The following is a 17,299-nucleotide window of genomic DNA, read 5'->3' on the forward strand; positions in this document are numbered from 1 at the left end:
GGCTTTACCGCTGGTCTGCCGCCGTACCGCTGTTTAGTCTCAGAACAACGGTTGGAGGTACATGTATGAATCCCAAGGTTGCGGCGCGTCAGGCCAGGTTGCTCCAGATGCTGGAGAACAAAGAAGAGATCCGGATCGGGCGGGAGCGGGACTGTCCCTTGCCGCTGGCCCAGCTCATCGGGCTGACCGAGGATCACCCGGCGGTGATCAGGGCCTATGGCCACGGACTCACCGCCGAGGTGTTTCATCTCAAGGTGGAGGGTCATCACTGGTGCCTGAAACGGTGCCGGCAGGACTCCCTGGTGGCCAATGTGGACGGCAAGACCGCCTTTCTCACCGAACTGGAGCGCCGCCGGGAGATAGAGTCCCTGCGGGAATTGCACCCCACCATCCTCTCCAACGTGGTCTGTACCAGCTTCGGCTCAGCCCGGGCCGGGGTGCTGGTCTCCCCCTGGCTGCGGGGCGAGCCGGTGCGCGAGCTCTGCAAGCGCAACCTGGCGCAGATGCTGGCGGTGGAGGCCGAGCTGGCACGCTGGGGCTGGTTTGACTGGGATCCGAGCCCGGGCAACCTGCTCGATGACGGCCAGCAGATCTCGGTGTTCGACTTTGGCTACATGTGGCCCTTCGATCCCCTGTACGAATTCAACTCCAACGGCCTCACCGACCCCGGCTTCCACGTGCCGGAGCGGCTCGAGACCCGCACCCTCTCCGGGCTCTGGCTGGATGTGGCCGACCCCCTGCCGCTGTTTCGCCACTGGCGCGAGCTCTGCCTCGCCTGGGCGAAGGGGGAGCTGCAATACCTGTCGCGGGAGGGGGCGAGCGCCCCCGTGCTGGCCCGCATGCAGGGGCTGGTGGGGGAGTGGAGTGCGGCGCTGGCAAGCGACGAGGCGCTGGCGGCCAACTGGTGGCGCGACATGTACCGCAGCCACCGGCTCGACATCCAGGACGATCTCAGCGGCAAGAGCTGCGGCCCGCTCACCCTGCGCCGCCTCGACTGGCTGGAGCTGGCGGTGCGGGATCACTTCCCGGCGCTTGCCGAGAACCTGGAGCACGATGAGGCCGGGCTCGGTCAGGCCGGTCTGTTGCAGCGGCTGGGGGGGCTGCGCGAGCAGATCCGCGCCAACCTGCTGCCGCCCGCGCGATCCTAGGGCATACCTGCACGACAAGAGGGGCGCCGCGGCGCCCCTCTTTGTTGTCGATCTCGTGGTGGCTCCAGAGAGGGAGGATGGATGTCCCTCAAGCCCCTGCTCCCGCGAGGGAAGCAGGGGGGCCCGCCAGGTTTGTCCAGGCCAGGAGAAGAGCGTTGCTCAGTCGAGCAGCTCCCGGTGCAGGCAGTTGACGATGTGGCCCGCCTCGTCCTCTTTCACCAGGAAGCAGAGGTTGTGGGCGCTGGCGCCGTAGCAGATCATCCGGATGTTGTGCTCGCGGATGGCGTCGAACACCTGGCTGCCCACTCCGGCCGCCTCGCTCATGCGGTTGCCGATGAGGGCCACCAGGGCGAAGCCGGTCTCCACCTCCACCTTGCACAGCTGGCCGAGCTCCGCCAGCACCTTGTCATTGAGGATGGGTTCGCCGTTGCTCTGGCTGCCGGTGTGATCCAGGGTCAGCGACACGCTCACCTCGGAGGTGGTGATGAGATCCACCGAGATGCGGTGGCGGGCCAGAATGCCGAACACCTCGGCCAGGAAGCCGTAGGCGTGGAACATGTTGAGGCTGTGCAGAGTGACCAGCACCTGGTTGCGGCGCAGGGCCACGGCCCGGAACAGGGGATTGGTGCTGGTGCTGGCGCGGATCCAGGTGCCGCCGGCGGCCGGATCCCTGGCGGAGCCCACGAACACCGGGATGTCCTGGCGCAGGGCCGGTTGCAGGGTGGCCGGGTGCAGCACCTTGGCGCCGAAGGTGGCCATCTCCGCCGCCTCCACGAAGCTGATCTCGGGGATGGGGCGGGCCCGGGTGACCAGGCGCGGATCCGTGGTGTAGATGCCGGGGACGTCGGTCCAGATCTCTATGCTGCCTGCGTCCAGCGCCTCGGCGAGCAGGGCCGCGCTGTAGTCGGAGCCGCCGCGGCCGAGGGTGGTGGTACGGCCGTCGCCATCGGCACCGATGAAGCCCTGGGTGATGACGAGGCTGTCACCCAGCAGGGGGCCCAGCGTGGCTTGGCAGAGCGCGCGGGTCGCCGCGAGATCCACGGTGGCCTTGCCAAAGCGGCTGTCGGTGCGCAGCAGCTGGCGCGCATCCTGCCACTGGGCCTTGACGCCGCGCTGGTGCAGCAGCTCGGTGAAGAGGCGGGTGGACATCAGCTCGCCGCAGGCGATGAGCCTGTCCGCAAGCTCGGCGTCGGTGTGCTGGCAGGCCTGGCGCGCCATGGTGCGAATGTCGCCGAGCTGGGCGTGAATGAGGGCGCTCACGTCGCTCGGGTTGCCGAGCGCGGTCAGGATGGCCTGCTGGATCCCGGTCAGCTTGTCGAGCAGGGCGTCCTGCCCGGCTTCGTCCAGTTCGCCCTGGGCCAGGCTCACCAGCAGGTTGGTGACGCCGGCGCTGGCGCTCAGCACCACCACCCGGGTCGCCGGATTGGCCAGCACCACGTCGGCGCAGTGGTTCATGGCCGCGGCATCGGCGACGCTGGTTCCGCCAAACTTGGCGACGTTGATGAGGTTCATTGCATACTCCTGTCTCAAGGTGAAAATCCGGTTTCATCGGGCAAAAGAGAGGAGGAGGCAAAAAATGGCAGGAAAACGTGAGGATCCCGGCCAGAAGCACTCCACCCGTGGTGCCCATCCCGCAAGGATCCTGCTGGATGCCTGTGGGATGCACACGACCGATGACAACCCGGGGGATTCAGCCCCCGCAGCCGACGTGGCGGTGTCCAGTCACTCGCCTCGTCTCGGCGCTGCTCCCCCTGACCCAAGTTCACCGGATTCTGGTGTCCTCCCTTGGGCTGCCTGGGCAGCGCTCCTCTTCTGGTGCCACCCTGGGGTGGCGTACATGTACAAATACCCTGCACTGGATTGCACTGTCAATCGAGTTTGTAAAAAAGTACACAATTGACGGCAACCAGACACAAGATCAACAAGTTACGAAATGGTCTTGGACAAAACCTTGGAGCGGCGCTGCCAGTTGTAGAGGCGCTGGCGCGCCACCGGCAGATTCTCCACCTCCAGGGGATCGAAGCCCCGCTCCCGGAACCAGTGGATGGAGCGGGTAGTGAGCACGAACAGGCGGCGGATGCCGAGCCGCTTGGCCCGCTCGGCCACCTTGGCGATCAGGGTGTCGCCCCGGTTGGAGTTGCGGTACTCCGGGTGAATGGCGACGCAGGCCATCTCGGCCATCGCCTCCTCCATAAAGCAGTAGAGGGCGGCGCAGCCGATGATGAGGCCGTCGCGCTCTATGATGGTGAACTTGTCTATCTCCATCTCCAGCTGCTCCCGGGAGCGGCGCACCAGTATGCCTTCCTCCTCCAGGGGGCGGATGAGATCCAGGATGCCGCCGATGTCCTCTATGGTGGCGGCCCGCGCCCGCTCGGCGCTTTCGCGCACTATCTGGGTGCCTAGGCCCTCGCGGCTGAACAGCTCCTGCAGCATGGCGCCGTCATCCTGATAGCTCACCAGGTGGGAGCGGGGCACGCCACCCCGGCAGGAGGCGATGGCCGCGCGCAGGTAGCGGGCGGTGCCGGACATCTCTTCCCCCGCCTGCTCCAGCTCCGCCAGCAGCTCCTCGGCCTGCTCGGGGAAGAGCTCGGAGATGGCCTCTCCGTGTCTGTCCATGACCCCCTGGGTGCTGCTGAAGCAGATGAGCTTGTCCGCTTTCAGATCCACCGCCACCCGGCGGGCTACCTCTTCCGAGCTCAGGTTGAAGCTCTCGCCGGTGACCGAGCAGCCGATGGGGGAGATGAGCACCAGGCCATGCTGATCCAGCTGGCGGGTGATCCCCTCCACGTCGATGCGCCGTACCCGGCCGCTGTGGCAAAAATCGATGCCGTCGTCGACCCCCAGCGGTTGGGCGGTGACGAAGTTGCCGCTCACCACGCTGATGCGCGCCCCCTGCATGGGGGTGTTGGCCAGCCCCATGGAGAGCTGGGCCGTGATGTCGTATTGCAGACCGCCGCACACCTGCTTGATGATGGCGAAGCTCTGATCGTCGGTGACCCGGACCCGCCTGTGGTACTGGGCCTGGATGCCGGCGCGGGCCAGGGCCTCGTCATTTTGCGGCCGCGAGCCAAACACCAGCACCAGGCGAATGCCGAGGGTCTGCAGCAGGGCGATGTCGCTGACGATGTTGGCAAAGTTGGGGTGGCAGATGGCTTCCCCGCCGATCATCAGGACGAAGGTGGCACCCCGATGCACGTTGACATAGGGGGTGGACTGCCGAAAGGCATGGACCAGGCTGGGTTCGCGTTCACGCACGTGTTTCATTCCATAAAAAAGCAGCAATTTGCTCAATATATGAAAATTAATTCACAAATCAAGACTAAATATTGAATTGGTGTTTTTTTGCCGTGATTTTGACCAGGGGGAGGGAGAGGGGCCGCGAGGCGCACCGGAGGGCGGCCCCCGCCGCGGGAGGCCGCCCTCGGTTGATCCGGGCTAGGAACCTGTTATCTTCGGTGTTCCTTTTCGTCAGCCGCATCGCGCGGGGTTTTATACAAGGACAGGGCATATGGAGCAGATTATTTCACCGGCAGAGGCCCTGCCGGGACGGCGGGAAGCGCTGGAGATTGGCCAGCAGCACGCGGTAAACGGTCATCCGACCCAGGGGCCCTGGCCCGAGGGGATGGAGCTGGCCTGGTTTGGCATGGGGTGTTTCTGGGGCGTCGAGCGGCTGTTCTGGCAGCAGCCCGGGGTCTATTCCACCGCCGCCGGTTATCAGGGGGGTCTGACCCCCAACCCCACCTACAAGGAGGTGTGCAGCGGGCTGACCGGCCACGCCGAGACGGTGCAGGTGGTGTTCGATCCCAGGGTCATCGGCTATGGGGATCTCATCAAGCTGTTCTGGGAACACCACGATCCGGCCCAGGGGATGCGCCAGGGCGGCGACATCGGCACCCAGTACCGCTCGGTGATCTTCTATGCCGACGAGAGCCAGGAGGCCATCGCCCAGCAGAGCCTGGCCGCCTACCAGCAGGCCATGACGGCGAGCGGTGACGGGCGCACCATCACCACCCGCATCCTGCCGCTGGCGCCCTTCTACTACGCCGAGGATTATCACCAGCAGTATCTGGAGAAGAACCCGGAAGGCTATTGCGGCCTGGGGGGCATAGGCGTCTGCCTGCCGCCCAGCCTCAATCGCTGAGGCGTCGTCGCGCAACACGGGGCCAGCCGGCCCCGTGTCACATTTTTGAAAGAAGGGTGAAATAAATATCGAGAAAATACTGTCTGGCGGGGAACTAAACTGAACCAGGGCTGACCAACAGGTTAGCTACCATGGATGGAAGCCAAGACCAGACACCTTTGTTGCTCCGATATTCATTCAACTGACAAGCGCGATGAATTGACAATGCTAGCAAGCAGGGCTGCCCGATGAGGCGGCCCTTTTCATTGGCGTCTCGACGAGGGGCGGGAAGGGCCTAGCCTATGGTGTTGTCGAACAGGTTCTTGATGAGACTGATGAACTCGTCGAGGAAGGCGTGCTGGGCCGGGGTGGGGGCGCGCAGCCAGACGGCGGAGAGCACCTCCTCCAGATCGGCCACCACGGCATCGGCCTCCTGCATGATCATGAAGCGCACCTTGGGGTCGAGCTGGGGATTCTGCTCGCAGATGGCCATCAGGTTGTCGGCCACCCGGCTGCTCACCAGATCCTCTATGGTCTGGGTGCCGCTGCCCTGCTGCTGGCTCTCGAACAGACCCAGACTCTCTACCAGATACTCGATCAGCGCAATGTAACCGTCGCTCTCTACCACCATATGGTCGCCCTTTATTCAATGCCTTGGGGAAATGGTGGGTATTTTAGTGGCTGGCCCCCGCTTGGCAAGCGGCAGTAGAGGCGATGGCGGATAAAACGGACACCGCCACGGTCCACCGTCTCCACTCCTGCCAGCTCGAAGCCGTGGCGCAGGAACAGGGCGAGGCTGAAGGCGCTCGCCTCCGTGGTCAGGAGACGCAGTCCCAGCCGGACGGCGTGCTCGAGCACCGCCTCCAGCAGCAGGGTGCCGATCCCCTGGCGCTGATGATCCGCGCTCACGTAGAGCAGGCTGAGGTGGCCGTCATCGCTCAGGGTGGCGAATCCAAGGGGCGTCTCCCCCCGTTCGACGACCCAGCCATGGTGCTCGCGCAACTGGCTGGCGAGGCCAGGGTGGTGGGCCCCCCTGGCCCACTGTTCCACCTGCTCCTGGCTGTAGTGCTCCGGGCCCAGGCGGCGCACCGACTGTTCGAACAGGGCCAGCAGTGCGGGGACATGGCGCTCGGCGAGGGGAACGATGTGCAGCGGGCCGGCTCCCTGTGTCGGCAAGGCGGGGCTCATGGCGTGGCGTCGCCGATCGGGGCCTGAGGCCGCCTGGCCTTGGGCAGTCCCGCCACCACCCGCTCGTAGGAGTGCACTATCCAGCCTTGCCAGAGCTCGTCCGGCAGGCTCTCGCTCAGGGTCACCGTGTTCCAGTGCTGCTTGTTCATGTGCCAGCCCGGTTTCACCTCGGGGTGGATCTCCCTCAGCAGCAGGGCGAGCTCGGGCTCGCACTTCAAGTTGATGGAGAGGGGATCCGCCTGCCAGTCCACCAGGGCGAACATCTTGCCGGCGATGCGGTAGACCAGGATCTCCGGGCCGAAGGGGGTATCTTCGGTGGCGCCGGGCTGGCTGAGCAAAAATTCACGCAATTGCACGAGTGTCATGGAGGAGTCCGCTCTGGTCCGATCATGGAGGAAGCATGTTCACCGGGGTGAGCCATCTGTTAATATGCGCGCCGAGTATACCCCCCATCACCCCGGGAGCCCACGAGATGTTGTACCACAAGACCTTTGAACTGGGCCCCGATCGGGATTGGGTGGTGTTCGTGCACGGGGCGGGCGGCAGCTCCTCCATCTGGTTCAAGCAGCTGCGCGCCTATCGCGAGCACTTCAACGTGCTGCTGCTCGACCTGCGCGGCCACGGCCAGTCCAACCAGTTGCAGCAGGTGGTGAAGGGTCACTACAGCTTCCGGGCGGTGACCGAGGACATCTTGCGCCTGCTCGATCACCTGCGCATCCCGCACGCCCATTTTGTCGGCATTTCGCTCGGCACCATCCTCATTCGCCACCTGGCGGAGCTCTGCCCCGAGCGGGTCAAGAGCATGGTGCTCGGCGGCGCCATACTGCGCCTCGACATCCGCTCCCGGGTGCTGGTGCAGCTTGGCCGCCTCGGCCAGCACATCCTGCCCTACATGTGGCTCTACCGGCTGTTCGCCTTCATCATCATGCCGCGCCAGCACCATCAGGAGTCCCGCAACCTCTTCGTGCGCGAGGCCCGCAAGCTGTGCCAGAAGGAGTTCAAACGCTGGTTCCGTCTCGCCACCGAGGTGAACCCTCTTATGCGCTATTTTCGCGAGCGGGCCCTGCCGATCCCGACCCTCTACCTGATGGGGGAGGAGGACCACATGTTTATCGCCCCGGTGCGCGAGCAGGTGGCCCGCGACCCCTACAGTCGGCTGGCCATCATCGAGAAATGCGGCCATGTCTGCAACGTGGAGCAGCCGGATCACTTCAACCGCCAGTCCCTGGCGTTTCTCTCCCGTCAGGCGGCGTCATCCGCCCTCTGAGGCCCGACAAGGGCCTCAGAGGAAGTAGTGGCCAATCTCCAGATAGCGCTGGCGGATGTGCTCGATGAGCAGCCTTATCTTGCGCGGCGGCTGGCGGGTGAAGGGGTAGACGGCGTAGATGCCGAGCTTCTTGCCCACCTGATCGGGGAAGAGATCCACCAGCTCGCCGTTCATCAGATCGTGATAGACCAGACAGCGCGGCACATAGACGATGCCGCGCCCCCCCAGCGCCGCCTTGCGCAGGGCGCCGGCGTTGTCGGTTGAAAAGCTCCCCGACACCGACACCAGATAGTTGCCCTCTTCCCCCTTGAAGGCCCACTCCGAGGCCCCCGTGCTCTGGTAGGCGTAGCGCAGGCAGTTGTGGGTGAGCAAATCCGACGGCTCCCGCGGCGCCCCGAAACGGCGCACATAGGCGGGGGCGGCGCAGATGACCCACTGGGAGTCGAGAATGTGGCGGGCAATCAGGCTCGAGTCATCCAGATAGCCGGTGCGAATGACCAGATCGAACCCCTCTTCCACCAGGTTGACGAAGCGGTTGTCCAGCGACATCTCCACCGTGAGCCCCGGGTGCTGCTGGCAAAAATCGGCCACCGCATCGGCGAGCAAGAGCTCCCCCGAGATGGTGGGCACCGACATCCGCACATGACCGCTCACCTTTTCACCAAATCCCGCCACCGCGTCGAAGGCGTCCAGTGCGGCGGCCTTCACATTTTTGGCACCTTGATAGAGCGCCTTGCCCGCCTCGCTCAGGGTGAGCCGGCGGGTGGTGCGATAGAGGAGCTGCACCCCGAGCTCCTCCTCAAGACGCCCGATCCGCTTGCTAACCACTGAATTTGTCAGGGAATTTTGTTCAGCTACCTTGCTGAAGGATCCGGCCTCCACCACCTGGGCGAAGAGGATGAGGTCGTCGGTACTGGCCATATTAATCAACTTTTGGAACGAATGTTGTTCATTATTTCCATATATCGCGAAAAAGGAACAGGGTAAGGTCACGTCCGCTTAACAAAACAACAACAAGGTGCGCCTCTGCACCCCTCTGGACAAGGACGCAATGATGACAGACACCCTGCTGGCCCTGGTGGCCTTCTCGCCGATCCTGGTGGCCGCCGTGCTGCTGGTCGGCCTCAACTGGCCCGCCAAGCGCGCCATGCCCGTCGCCTTCCTGTTGACCGTGTTCATCGCCCTCTGGGGCTGGCAGATGAGCCCGACCCGGGTCATCGCCTCCACCCTGCAGGGGCTGGTGATCACGGTGACCGTGCTCTGGATCGTGTTCGGCGCCATCCTGATGCTCAACACCCTGAAACACACCGGCGCCATCAGCACCATTCGCGGCGGTTTTACCAACATCTCGCCGGACAGGCGCATCCAGGCCATCATCATCGCCTGGTGCTTCGGCGCCTTTATCGAAGGGGCCTCGGGCTTTGGCACCCCGGCCGCCATCGCCGCGCCCCTGCTGGTGGCCATCGGCTTTCCGGCGCTCGCCGCCGTGCTGCTCGGCATGATGATCCAGTCCACCCCGGTGTCGTTCGGCGCGGTAGGCACCCCCATTCTGGTGGGCATCAACAAGGGGCTGGATAACCAGGCCATCGGCCAGACCCTGAGCGCCGGTGGCAGCAGCTGGGACATCTACCTGCAACAGGTGACCACCAACGTGGCCCTCATTCACGCCACCGTCGGCACCCTGATGCCGGTGCTGATGGTGATGATGCTGACCCGCTTCTTCGGTCGCAACCGCAGCTGGACCGAGGGGCTCTCCATCCTGCCGTTTGCGATTTTCGCCGGCCTCGCCTTCACCGTCCCCTATGCCCTCACCGGCATGCTGCTCGGCCCCGAGTTCCCGTCCCTCATCGGCGGTCTGGTGGGGCTGGCCCTGGTGGTGACAGCGGCGCGAGCCGGTTTTCTGGTGCCCAAGAACTCCTGGGATTTCGCCCCCGAGAACGAGTGGCCCGCCGAGTGGCTGGGCTCCCTCAAGCTCGATCTCAAAGAGGCCGCCGGCCGCCCCATGTCGCTCATGCTGGCCTGGCTCCCCTATGTGGCGCTGGCGCTCCTGCTGGTGGCGAGCCGGGTGAGCCCGGAGTTCAAGGCCAGCCTCCTGTCGGTGAGCCTCGCCTTCACGGATCTGCTGGGGGAGAAGGGGGTCAGCGCCTCCATTGAGCCACTCTACCTGCCGGGGGGCCTGCTGGTGCTCTGCGCCCTGCTCGCCACCTGGCTGCAATCGCGCTCCCTCGCCCCCTTCGGGCGGGCATTGGGGGAGTCCAGCCGCACCCTGATCGGCGCCGGCTTCGTGCTGATTTTCACCGTGCCCATGGTGCGCATCTTCATCAACTCCGGCGTCAACGGGGCGGATCTCGCCAGCATGCCGGTGACCACCGCCAATTTTGCCGCCGGGCTGGTGGGGGAGTTCTTCCCGGCGCTCAGCGCCACCATCGGTGCGCTGGGGGCCTTTATCGCCGGATCCAACACGGTATCGAACATGATGTTCAGCCAGTTCCAGTTCGAGGTGGCCCAGACCCTGGGGGTCTCCACCGCCGCCATGCTGGCCCTGCAGGCAGTCGGCGCCGCTGCGGGCAACATGATCGCCATTCACAACGTGGTGGCGGCCTCGGCCACCGTGGGGCTGCTCGGCCGTGAGGGGGCGACGCTGCGCAAGACGGCGCTGCCGACCCTCTACTACCTGCTGGTCACCGGCCTTATCGGGCTGGCGCTCATGTACAGCTTCCACATCTCGGACGCACTGCTGCAGCTCAAGTAAGGAGAGCAAGTGATGAAGGTAATGCGGGTCTACCCGGCCAAGCCGGCCAATGTCTATCTCTACGCCACCTGTCTGGTGGACCTGTTCGACCCGGTGGCGGGGCTCGATGCCATCGCCCTGATCGAGCGGGAAGGGATAAGGGTGCACTTTGTCGAGAAACAGACCTGCTGCGGGCAGCCGGCCTACACCTCGGGTCATGAGGAGGAGGCGCGCAAGGTGGCGCAAAGCCAGATGGCGCTCTTCCCCGAGCCCTGGCCCGTGGTGGTGCTGTCGGGCTCCTGCGGCGGCATGATGCACCACCACTACCGCCGCCTCTTCCCCGAGAGCCCCGAGGTGGCCGATTTTTGCGATCGGGTGTTCGAGCTCACCGAGTTTCTGGCCCGGATCTGCCGGGTGCGCTGGCACGGGGTGGGGGAGGCGAGCATCGTCATGCACACCTCCTGCTCGGCCCGGCGCGAGATGCAGGTACACACTACGGCCCGCAGCCTGCTGGGGCAGCTCGATGGCGTCACCTTGCATGAACAGGCCTACGAGAGCGAGTGCTGCGGCTTTGGCGGCACCTTCTCGGTGCGCCACCCCCACATCAGCCAGGCCATGGTGGAGGACAAGACCCGCCACCTGCTGGCCACCGGCGCCGACACCCTGGTGAGCGCCGACTGGGGGTGCCTCTTGAACATCAAGGGATCCCTGGCCTATCAGGGCAGGATCTTGCCTGCCACCCACCTGGCGAGCTTCCTGCTCGCCCACAGCCGCCCCGACAGTGACGAAATAGCTCATAACGGCGTCGCTGTTAGCGATTTGGCTCATACCAAAGAGGCCCAGCCCCATGTCTGATCACGCCAAGTATTCGCCGCGCCGCTTCCACCCCCAGGCCGAGGCGGCCCTGGCCGACCCCGTGCTGCGCCAGAATTTTCGCGGCGCCATGGATTACCTGCGCGGCAAGCGGCGCGACGCCTTCGCCGACCCGCAGGAAGAAGCGGCGGTGCGCGATGCGGCCGAGCAAATTCGCCAGCGCTGCCTCTCGCGCTTGCCGGAGCTGCTGGAGCAGCTCGAAGCCAACTGCGAGCGCAACGGTATCAGGGTGCACTGGGCCCAGACGCCGGCCGAGGCCAACGCCATCATCCTCGGCATCGCTCAGCAGCATGGGGTGAGCAGCATCGCCAAGGGCAAGTCCATGGTGAGCGAGGAGGTGGGCTTCAACCACGAGATGGCGCGCCACGGCATTCGCTGTCTTGAGAGCGACATGGGGGAGTTTATCGTCCAGCTCGACGGCGACACCCCGTCCCACATCATCATGCCCGCCATCCACAAGAACAAGCAGGAGGTGAGCGACACCTTCGCAAGCAACCTGGAAGGCTTTACCCCCACCACGGACGTGGACGCCCTGATCCAGACCGGGCGGCGGGCCCTGCGCGAAGAGTTTCGCCGCGCCGGCATGGGGCTCTCCGGCGTCAACTTCGCGGTGGCCGAGACTGGCAGCCTGTGCCTCGTCGAGAACGAGGGCAACGGGCGCATGTGCACCACTGTGCCGAAAGTGCACGTGGCCATCACCGGCATCGAGAAGGTGGTGGAGTTTTTCAGTGACGTACCGCCTCTTTACAGCGCCCTGACCCGCTCGGCCACCGGCCAGGCCATCACCACCTACTTCAACGTCATCAGCGGCCCGCGCCGGGCAGGGGAGCTGGACGGCCCGGACGAGGTGCACCTGGTGCTGCTCGACAACGGCCGCAGCCAGGCTTACCGGGATGAGGAGCTGCGCAAGACATTGCAGTGCATCCGCTGCGGCGCCTGCATGAACCACTGCCCGGTTTACACCCGCATCGGCGGCCACGCCTACGGCACCATCTACCCGGGCCCCATCGGCAAGATCATCTCCCCCCACCTGCTGGGGCTGGAAAGCACGAGCGATCTGGTGACCGCATCGAGCCTGTGCGGGGCCTGCGGCGAGGTGTGCCCGGTGCGTATCCCCATTCCCGACATGTTGCAGCGCCTGCGCCGGGAGGCCAAACACGACGCAGAGCCCGGTCACGAACCGCTGGCGGGGCAGGGGGCGGCCAGGAGCCGGCTCGAGACCCTGGCCATGCAGGGCTTTGCCTTTGCCGCCACTCATCCGCGCCTCTATCACGCCGCGACCGGTGTGGCCGGTCGCCTGCGGGGCTTGATGCCCAAACACTTGGGCCCCTGGACCCAGTGCCGCGAGGCCCCCAAACCCGCCCCCCAGAGCCTGCACGCCCTGCTGCGCCAGAAGAAGAAGGAGTCCTGAGATGTCGAGCAAAGAGGCTATCTTGAACCGCCTGCGCGGCGCCGCTACCCCCATTGCCCAGGCTCCGCACGCCTGGCAGCCCTGGCGCGGGGAAGATGACAACGCGCGGCGTGAGCGCTTTCTTGGCATGATCACCGCCAGCCACGCCGAGATCCTCACTGTCCAACAGGCAAACCTGGCCCGTGATCTGAGCGCCTGGCTGGATGAAGAAGGCGTGACGAGTCTGGCCTGTGGCCAGGGCGGCCGCTGGCAGGATGAGGTCACGGCCGCCTGCGCCGGGCGCTCTGTGTTGACCCCGGCGGGGGAGTTCGCCGGCTGGAAAGACGAGCTGTTTGACGTTTGTCAGGCGGGGATCACCCACTGCGCGGGGGCCATCGCCGATACCGGGACGCTGGTGTTGCTGCCGGACGGCGGCGAGCCGCGCACCTTATCCCTGGTGCCCCCCTGCCATATCGCCCTGCTGGCGGCCTCCACCATCGCCGACAACCTGGCAGGGCTGGTGGAGGCCGGACGCTGGCAGCAGGCCATGCCCACCAATCTGCTGCTGGTCTCCGGCCCCTCCAAGACCGCCGACATCCAGCAGACCCTGGCCTACGGCGCCCACGGCCCGAGTCGCCTCTTGGTAGTGCTGGTGGAGGATTGCTGATGCGCTGGAACCAGTTTGACGCCGCCGTGCTTGAGCGCATCCCGCCGGAGCGGCTGGTGAGCGACCCGGATTTGCGCCTCGCCCACGGCACGGACGCGAGCTTCTACCGCTTGGTGCCCGAGCGCATCGTGCGCCTCGACTCCCTCGATGAAGTGCGCTTTGTGCTGGGGGTGTGCCGCGAATTGCACCTGCCGTGCACCTTTCGCGCCGCCGGCACCAGCCTCTCGGGTCAGGCCCTGAGCGATTCGGTGCTTATCACTCTCACCGATAGCTGGCGCGGCCACCGCATTCTGGACGAGGGCAAGCGCATCGCCCTGCAACCCGGAGTGATCGGCGCCGATGCCAACCGCTATCTGGCGCCTCTGGGCCGCAAGATTGGGCCGGATCCCGCCTCCATCAACGCCTGCAAGCTGGGCGGCATCGCCGCCAACAACGCGAGCGGCATGTGCTGCGGCACCGCCCACAACAGCTATCACACCCTGCACGCCATGACCCTGCTGCTGGCCGATGGCACCGTGCTGGAGAGCGGTGATCCCCACAGCCGCGCCGCCTTGGCGACCAGACGCCCGGAGCTGCTGGCCGGGCTCGCCGCCCTGCGCGCCGAAGTGCTGGCGAACGCCGAGCTTGCCGCCAAAATTCGCCACAAGTACCGGCTCAAGAACACCACCGGCTACGCCATCAATGCCCTGCTCGACCATCAAGACCCCATCGATATCCTCACCCACCTGATGATCGGCTCGGAGGGGACCCTCGGCTTTATCGCCGAGGTGGTGCTCGATACCGTGCCCGAATACCCCCACAAGGCCTCGGCCCTGCTGGTGTTTCGGGATGCGGAGCAGGCCTGTCTGGCCACCTCGCGCCTGAAAAGTGCGCCGGTGGCGGCGGTGGAGCTGATGGATGGGCGCTCCCTTCGCTCGGTCGCGGGCAAGCCCGGCCTGCCGGACTTTATCAAGACGCTGGACCTGGCTGCCTGCGCCCTGCTTGTCGAGGTGCATGGGGAATCGAAAGAGGAGCTGGTGACTCGCTGCGAGCAGGTGACGGCCATGGCGGCCGAGTTCGCCCAGGTCGCCTCTGTGCCTTTTACTACCGATAGCGCCGGGCTCTGGGCCATTCGCAAGGGGCTCTTCCCGGCGGTGGGGGCGGTGCGCACCACCGGCACCACCGTCATCATCGAGGATGTCGCCTTTCCCATCGAGCGTCTGGCCGAAGGGGTTGCGGGGCTGCAGCAACTGTTCGACGAGTTTGAGTATCACGAGGCCATCATCTTCGGCCACGCGCTGGAGGGGAACCTGCACTTCGTTTTTACCCAGGGGTTCGAGGATCCGGCGCAGGTGGCCCGCTACGGCGCCTTTATGGATGCGGTGGCCGAACTCGTCGCCGTGCGCTTTGGCGGGTCCCTCAAGGCCGAGCACGGCACCGGCCGCAACATGGCCCCCTATGTGGAGCTGGAATGGGGGCCGGAGGGGATGGCGCTGATGCGCCGCATCAAGGCGCTGCTCGACCCCGATGGCCTGCTCAATCCCGGCGTCATCATCAACGACGACCCCAAGGCCCATCTGGCCCACCTCAAGCCCATGCCGGCGAGCGATGCTATCGTCGATCCGTGCATCGAGTGCGGCTTTTGCGAGGCGGTCTGCCCCTCGCGCACCCTGTCGCTCTCGCCGCGCCAGCGCATCGTGCTTTACCGCGAACTGGCCCGCCGCAATCGTGCCGATGAGCCCTCCAACCAGCTGGCCCGGCTGTTTGACTATCAGGGCATCGACACCTGCGCCGCCACCGGGCTCTGCGCCGATCGCTGCCCGGTCGGCATCAATACCGGTGCGCTCATCAAGAAGCTGCGCACTGACAAATACCGGCGCTTCGTGCCCATCGCCCGCTGGAGCGCCGATCACTTCGCCGGCGTCACCCGCACGGCTCGCGGAGCCCTCGGCCTCAAAAGGATTGCCGGCAAGCTGTTGGGGGACAAAGCGCTGGCCGGATTGGTGAACGGGGTTCGCCATCTGAGCGGCCAGCGCACACCCGCCTGGCTGCCGACCCTGCCGGGCCCGAGCCGCTACCGGTGGTCGCAAGGGGAGGGGAGCCATGGCGGATCCAGCGAGGACATGGGAGAGGATCGCGCCGTGGTCTATCTGCCGTCGTGCGCCAGCCGGGTATTCGGCCAGCAGGAGGATGCCCCGTCACTGCCGGACGTGGTGTTATCCCTGCTCAAGAAGGCGGGTTGCCGGGTGATAGTGCCGGTGAGAGTTGAGGGGCTCTGCTGCGGCATGCCCTATGACAGCAAGGGGATGGTCGAGGTGGCACAGGGCAAGCGCAGTGAGCTGGTGGCGGCGCTGTGGCAGGCAAGCGAGCAGGGGCGCTGGCCCGTGCTGCTCGATACCAGCCCCTGCGTGCAGCGACTGCTGTCGGGGGCGCTCGGCAAGGGGCTTCGGGTGTTCGAGCCCTCCGCCTTTGTGCTGGAACACCTGCTACCCCACCTTGAGCTGACCCCCATCGACGAGACCGTCATGCTCCATATCACCTGCAGCAGCCGGCGCATGGGGCTGGGGGAGACGATGCTGGCGGTGGCCCGCGCCTGCGCCCGTGAGGTGATAATCCCTGAGCATATCCAGTGCTGCGGCTTTGCCGGCGACAAGGGGCTGATGACCCCGGAGCTCAACGCCGCGGCGCTTGCCAGCCTGCCAGCCCAGGTGCCCAGCGATTGCCGTCAGGGTTTCAGCAACAGCCGCACCTGCGAAATGGGGCTCAGCCAGCACGCCGGCATTCCCTATCACAGCATCCTTTATCTGGTGGATCAGGCGGCGAGATAAAGAAAGCCCCGGCAGAACAAGTTCTGACGGGGCTTTCTTTGTTGGAAAAATAGGAGCAAGAGTCTGACGTCTATTTTTAACGCCTATGGCCGCTAGCTGCTTCACACCAAGTTCTCATTATGTAATGTTCAACTCAGCCAGGATGCAATAGACACTAACCCTACTGGAATAACGATCATCATTGCTAGAACACCAAGGCAGCCGCTACCCCGGCTTGATGATGAGTGGAAATTATTACTTGTGTTTTCTCGGTTATTCAACCATTCAGCATGGCAATTTGAGCAATAGAGTTTTATTGTGCCCGTATTCCAAGCACGAATGGTGCGATTGTCAAACGGAGCATTGCAGCGACAGCGAGAACAGGTAAAAAATTTGTTTGAAGGTTTTTTTGGACGACTAAATAGAGCCAGTGGTATTATTGCAAAAAATGCAATTGGAAGTGATGTTGTAAGGTCTTTTTCTTTAAAATAGTTAAAGCCAGCTAACGTTATCAAAACTATAGCCAGGATTAAAAAAACATAATCCAGAGGTGTTTTTCTGACTGGTTCAAGGATGATTTTTTTATCACTTGACCCTCCCTTAGCACGATGGCTTTGTTTGGAAGGCTGTGTGATAGGACGAAGAGTCCAACCTTCATAGTAAACTTCTGTAGCTCTCACTCGTCGCTGACTATCGGTTTCAGTCTCAAACAATACCTCGTCATTAATCTGTGGCCTTCTGTCTTTGGGGCTTACAGCAGAAATATGAAAGAATGTTTTTTCTGAACCATCTTCTGGCGTAATAAATCCAAAGCCCTTGTCATCATTCCATTGAGTAATTTTTCCTTTCATTTTCTTCCCTGGGTGTCGAATGTTGAATTGACTGTGTTAATGTTCGAGGGATTGACAAAGAAAGTGATTTTTTATTCTTGTGTCCCTAGATGCTTTCTATATAGAGAAAGGTCTCACTGTGATTTTTATATCGTATACCACATTCAATCTTGATGTTGTGGATATATGACCCCCTGCCTAACTATCAGACAAAGATGTTTACTGGTGTCCAGTCCTATTTCATTACTCATTAAATCACACGGCTACCGCACGGAATATAGCCTCCGTTGTGCTGCGGT

At 64.0% G+C, this 17,299-nt stretch carries 15 protein-coding genes and 1 riboswitch; of the genes, 8 read left to right on the forward strand and 7 right to left on the reverse strand.

The genetic code is table 11. The features are described from left to right. Window positions 1-65: 65 nt before the first annotated feature. Complete coding sequence (locus R2B70_RS07630) at window positions 66-1,148, forward strand: hypothetical protein (protein ID WP_318163034.1); 1,083 nt, start codon at window positions 66-68, stop codon at window positions 1,146-1,148. 159 nt (window positions 1,149-1,307) lie between these two features. Here the strand turns inward: R2B70_RS07630 and lysC are convergent, their stop codons facing one another. Together lysC and argA are read right to left on the reverse strand one after the other, a co-directional pair. After that, a complete protein-coding gene (gene lysC, locus R2B70_RS07635; RefSeq protein WP_209791747.1) occupies window positions 1,308-2,660 on the reverse strand; it encodes a lysine-sensitive aspartokinase 3 in 1,353 nt (450 codons plus the stop codon). 86 nt (window positions 2,661-2,746) lie between these two features. After that, window positions 2,747-2,968: riboswitch (Lysine riboswitch) on the reverse strand. A 106-nt stretch (window positions 2,969-3,074) separates the two neighbouring features. Next, complete coding sequence (argA, locus tag R2B70_RS07640; protein WP_318163035.1) at window positions 3,075-4,403, reverse strand: amino-acid N-acetyltransferase; 1,329 nt, start codon at window positions 4,401-4,403, stop codon at window positions 3,075-3,077. Window positions 4,404-4,656: 253 nt separating this feature from the next. On the opposite strand from argA, the gene msrA reads away from it, so the two are divergent. Continuing rightward, a complete protein-coding gene (gene msrA, locus R2B70_RS07645) occupies window positions 4,657-5,289 on the forward strand; it encodes a peptide-methionine (S)-S-oxide reductase MsrA (protein ID WP_042075228.1) in 633 nt (210 codons plus the stop codon). Between the two features lie 274 nt (window positions 5,290-5,563). On the opposite strand, the gene R2B70_RS07650 is transcribed toward msrA, so the two are convergent. From R2B70_RS07650 to R2B70_RS07660, 3 genes are read right to left on the reverse strand one after another with little or no spacing between them, the layout of a single operon-like run. Next, complete coding sequence (locus R2B70_RS07650; RefSeq protein ID WP_209791749.1) at window positions 5,564-5,899, reverse strand: DUF3802 family protein; 336 nt, start codon at window positions 5,897-5,899, stop codon at window positions 5,564-5,566. Between the two features lie 11 nt (window positions 5,900-5,910). Further along, window positions 5,911-6,456 (reverse strand): GNAT family N-acetyltransferase, encoded by a 546-nt coding sequence (locus R2B70_RS07655; protein ID WP_318163036.1) that lies wholly within the window; start codon window positions 6,454-6,456, stop codon window positions 5,911-5,913. Continuing rightward, complete coding sequence (locus tag R2B70_RS07660; RefSeq protein ID WP_318163037.1) at window positions 6,453-6,821, reverse strand: MmcQ/YjbR family DNA-binding protein; 369 nt, start codon at window positions 6,819-6,821, stop codon at window positions 6,453-6,455. The genes R2B70_RS07655 and R2B70_RS07660 overlap by 4 nt, the downstream gene beginning before the upstream one ends. A gap of 107 nt (window positions 6,822-6,928) precedes the next feature. On the opposite strand from R2B70_RS07660, the gene R2B70_RS07665 reads away from it, so the two are divergent. Continuing rightward, complete coding sequence (locus R2B70_RS07665; RefSeq protein ID WP_318163038.1) at window positions 6,929-7,723, forward strand: alpha/beta fold hydrolase; 795 nt, start codon at window positions 6,929-6,931, stop codon at window positions 7,721-7,723. Window positions 7,724-7,738: 15 nt separating this feature from the next. On the opposite strand, the gene R2B70_RS07670 is transcribed toward R2B70_RS07665, so the two are convergent. Further along, entirely contained in the window at window positions 7,739-8,716 is a 978-nt protein-coding gene (locus tag R2B70_RS07670; RefSeq protein ID WP_197971228.1) for a LysR family transcriptional regulator, read from the reverse strand. Window positions 8,717-8,777: 61 nt separating this feature from the next. Between R2B70_RS07670 and R2B70_RS07675 the strand changes: the two genes are divergently transcribed. The 5 genes from R2B70_RS07675 to R2B70_RS07695 are packed head-to-tail and all read left to right on the forward strand — an operon-like array spanning window position 8,778 to window position 16,191. Further along, window positions 8,778-10,475 (forward strand): L-lactate permease, encoded by a 1,698-nt coding sequence (locus R2B70_RS07675; protein WP_318163039.1) that lies wholly within the window; start codon window positions 8,778-8,780, stop codon window positions 10,473-10,475. Between the two features lie 12 nt (window positions 10,476-10,487). Then, window positions 10,488-11,309 (forward strand): (Fe-S)-binding protein, encoded by an 822-nt coding sequence (locus tag R2B70_RS07680; protein WP_318163327.1) that lies wholly within the window; start codon window positions 10,488-10,490, stop codon window positions 11,307-11,309. Continuing rightward, window positions 11,302-12,738 carry a LutB/LldF family L-lactate oxidation iron-sulfur protein gene (locus R2B70_RS07685; RefSeq protein WP_042075244.1) on the forward strand — a complete coding sequence of 479 codons (1,437 nt, stop codon included), beginning with the start codon at window positions 11,302-11,304 and terminating at the stop codon, window positions 12,736-12,738. The genes R2B70_RS07680 and R2B70_RS07685 overlap by 8 nt, the downstream gene beginning before the upstream one ends. Before the next feature lies 1 nt (window position 12,739). Then, window positions 12,740-13,384, forward strand: coding sequence for a LutC/YkgG family protein (locus tag R2B70_RS07690; protein WP_042075247.1), 645 nt, complete (start codon window positions 12,740-12,742; stop codon window positions 13,382-13,384). Continuing rightward, complete coding sequence (locus tag R2B70_RS07695; RefSeq protein WP_318163040.1) at window positions 13,384-16,191, forward strand: FAD-binding and (Fe-S)-binding domain-containing protein; 2,808 nt, start codon at window positions 13,384-13,386, stop codon at window positions 16,189-16,191. The genes R2B70_RS07690 and R2B70_RS07695 overlap by 1 nt, the downstream gene beginning before the upstream one ends. A gap of 128 nt (window positions 16,192-16,319) precedes the next feature. On the opposite strand, the gene R2B70_RS07700 is transcribed toward R2B70_RS07695, so the two are convergent. Further along, window positions 16,320-17,021 carry a cold shock domain-containing protein gene (locus R2B70_RS07700; RefSeq protein ID WP_084202573.1) on the reverse strand — a complete coding sequence of 234 codons (702 nt, stop codon included), beginning with the start codon at window positions 17,019-17,021 and terminating at the stop codon, window positions 16,320-16,322. Between the last annotated feature and the right edge of the window lie 278 nt (window positions 17,022-17,299).

It is taken from the genome of Aeromonas sp. XH (assembly GCF_033348475.1).
Taxonomy (GTDB): domain Bacteria; phylum Pseudomonadota; class Gammaproteobacteria; order Enterobacterales; family Aeromonadaceae; genus Aeromonas; species Aeromonas sanarellii.

Bases quoted from the DNA above. Each gene is read 5' to 3' on its own strand.
- R2B70_RS07665 (WP_318163038.1), top strand. From the start codon at position 6,929: ATGTTGTACCACAAGACCTTTGAACTGGGCCCCGATCGGGATTGGGTG.
- R2B70_RS07680 (WP_318163327.1), top strand. From the start codon at position 10,488: ATGAAGGTAATGCGGGTCTACCCGGCCAAGCCGGCCAATGTCTATCTC.
- R2B70_RS07700 (WP_084202573.1), bottom strand. From the start codon at position 17,021: ATGAAAGGAAAAATTACTCAATGGAATGATGACAAGGGCTTTGGATTT.
- R2B70_RS07655 (WP_318163036.1), bottom strand. From the start codon at position 6,456: ATGAGCCCCGCCTTGCCGACACAGGGAGCCGGCCCGCTGCACATCGTT.
- R2B70_RS07695 (WP_318163040.1), top strand. From the start codon at position 13,384: ATGCGCTGGAACCAGTTTGACGCCGCCGTGCTTGAGCGCATCCCGCCG.
- R2B70_RS07650 (WP_209791749.1), bottom strand. From the start codon at position 5,899: ATGGTGGTAGAGAGCGACGGTTACATTGCGCTGATCGAGTATCTGGTA.
- lysC (WP_209791747.1), bottom strand. From the start codon at position 2,660: ATGAACCTCATCAACGTCGCCAAGTTTGGCGGAACCAGCGTCGCCGAT.
- msrA (WP_042075228.1), top strand. From the start codon at position 4,657: ATGGAGCAGATTATTTCACCGGCAGAGGCCCTGCCGGGACGGCGGGAA.
- R2B70_RS07685 (WP_042075244.1), top strand. From the start codon at position 11,302: ATGTCTGATCACGCCAAGTATTCGCCGCGCCGCTTCCACCCCCAGGCC.
- R2B70_RS07690 (WP_042075247.1), top strand. From the start codon at position 12,740: ATGTCGAGCAAAGAGGCTATCTTGAACCGCCTGCGCGGCGCCGCTACC.
- R2B70_RS07675 (WP_318163039.1), top strand. From the start codon at position 8,778: ATGACAGACACCCTGCTGGCCCTGGTGGCCTTCTCGCCGATCCTGGTG.
- R2B70_RS07630 (WP_318163034.1), top strand. From the start codon at position 66: ATGAATCCCAAGGTTGCGGCGCGTCAGGCCAGGTTGCTCCAGATGCTG.
- R2B70_RS07660 (WP_318163037.1), bottom strand. From the start codon at position 6,821: ATGACACTCGTGCAATTGCGTGAATTTTTGCTCAGCCAGCCCGGCGCC.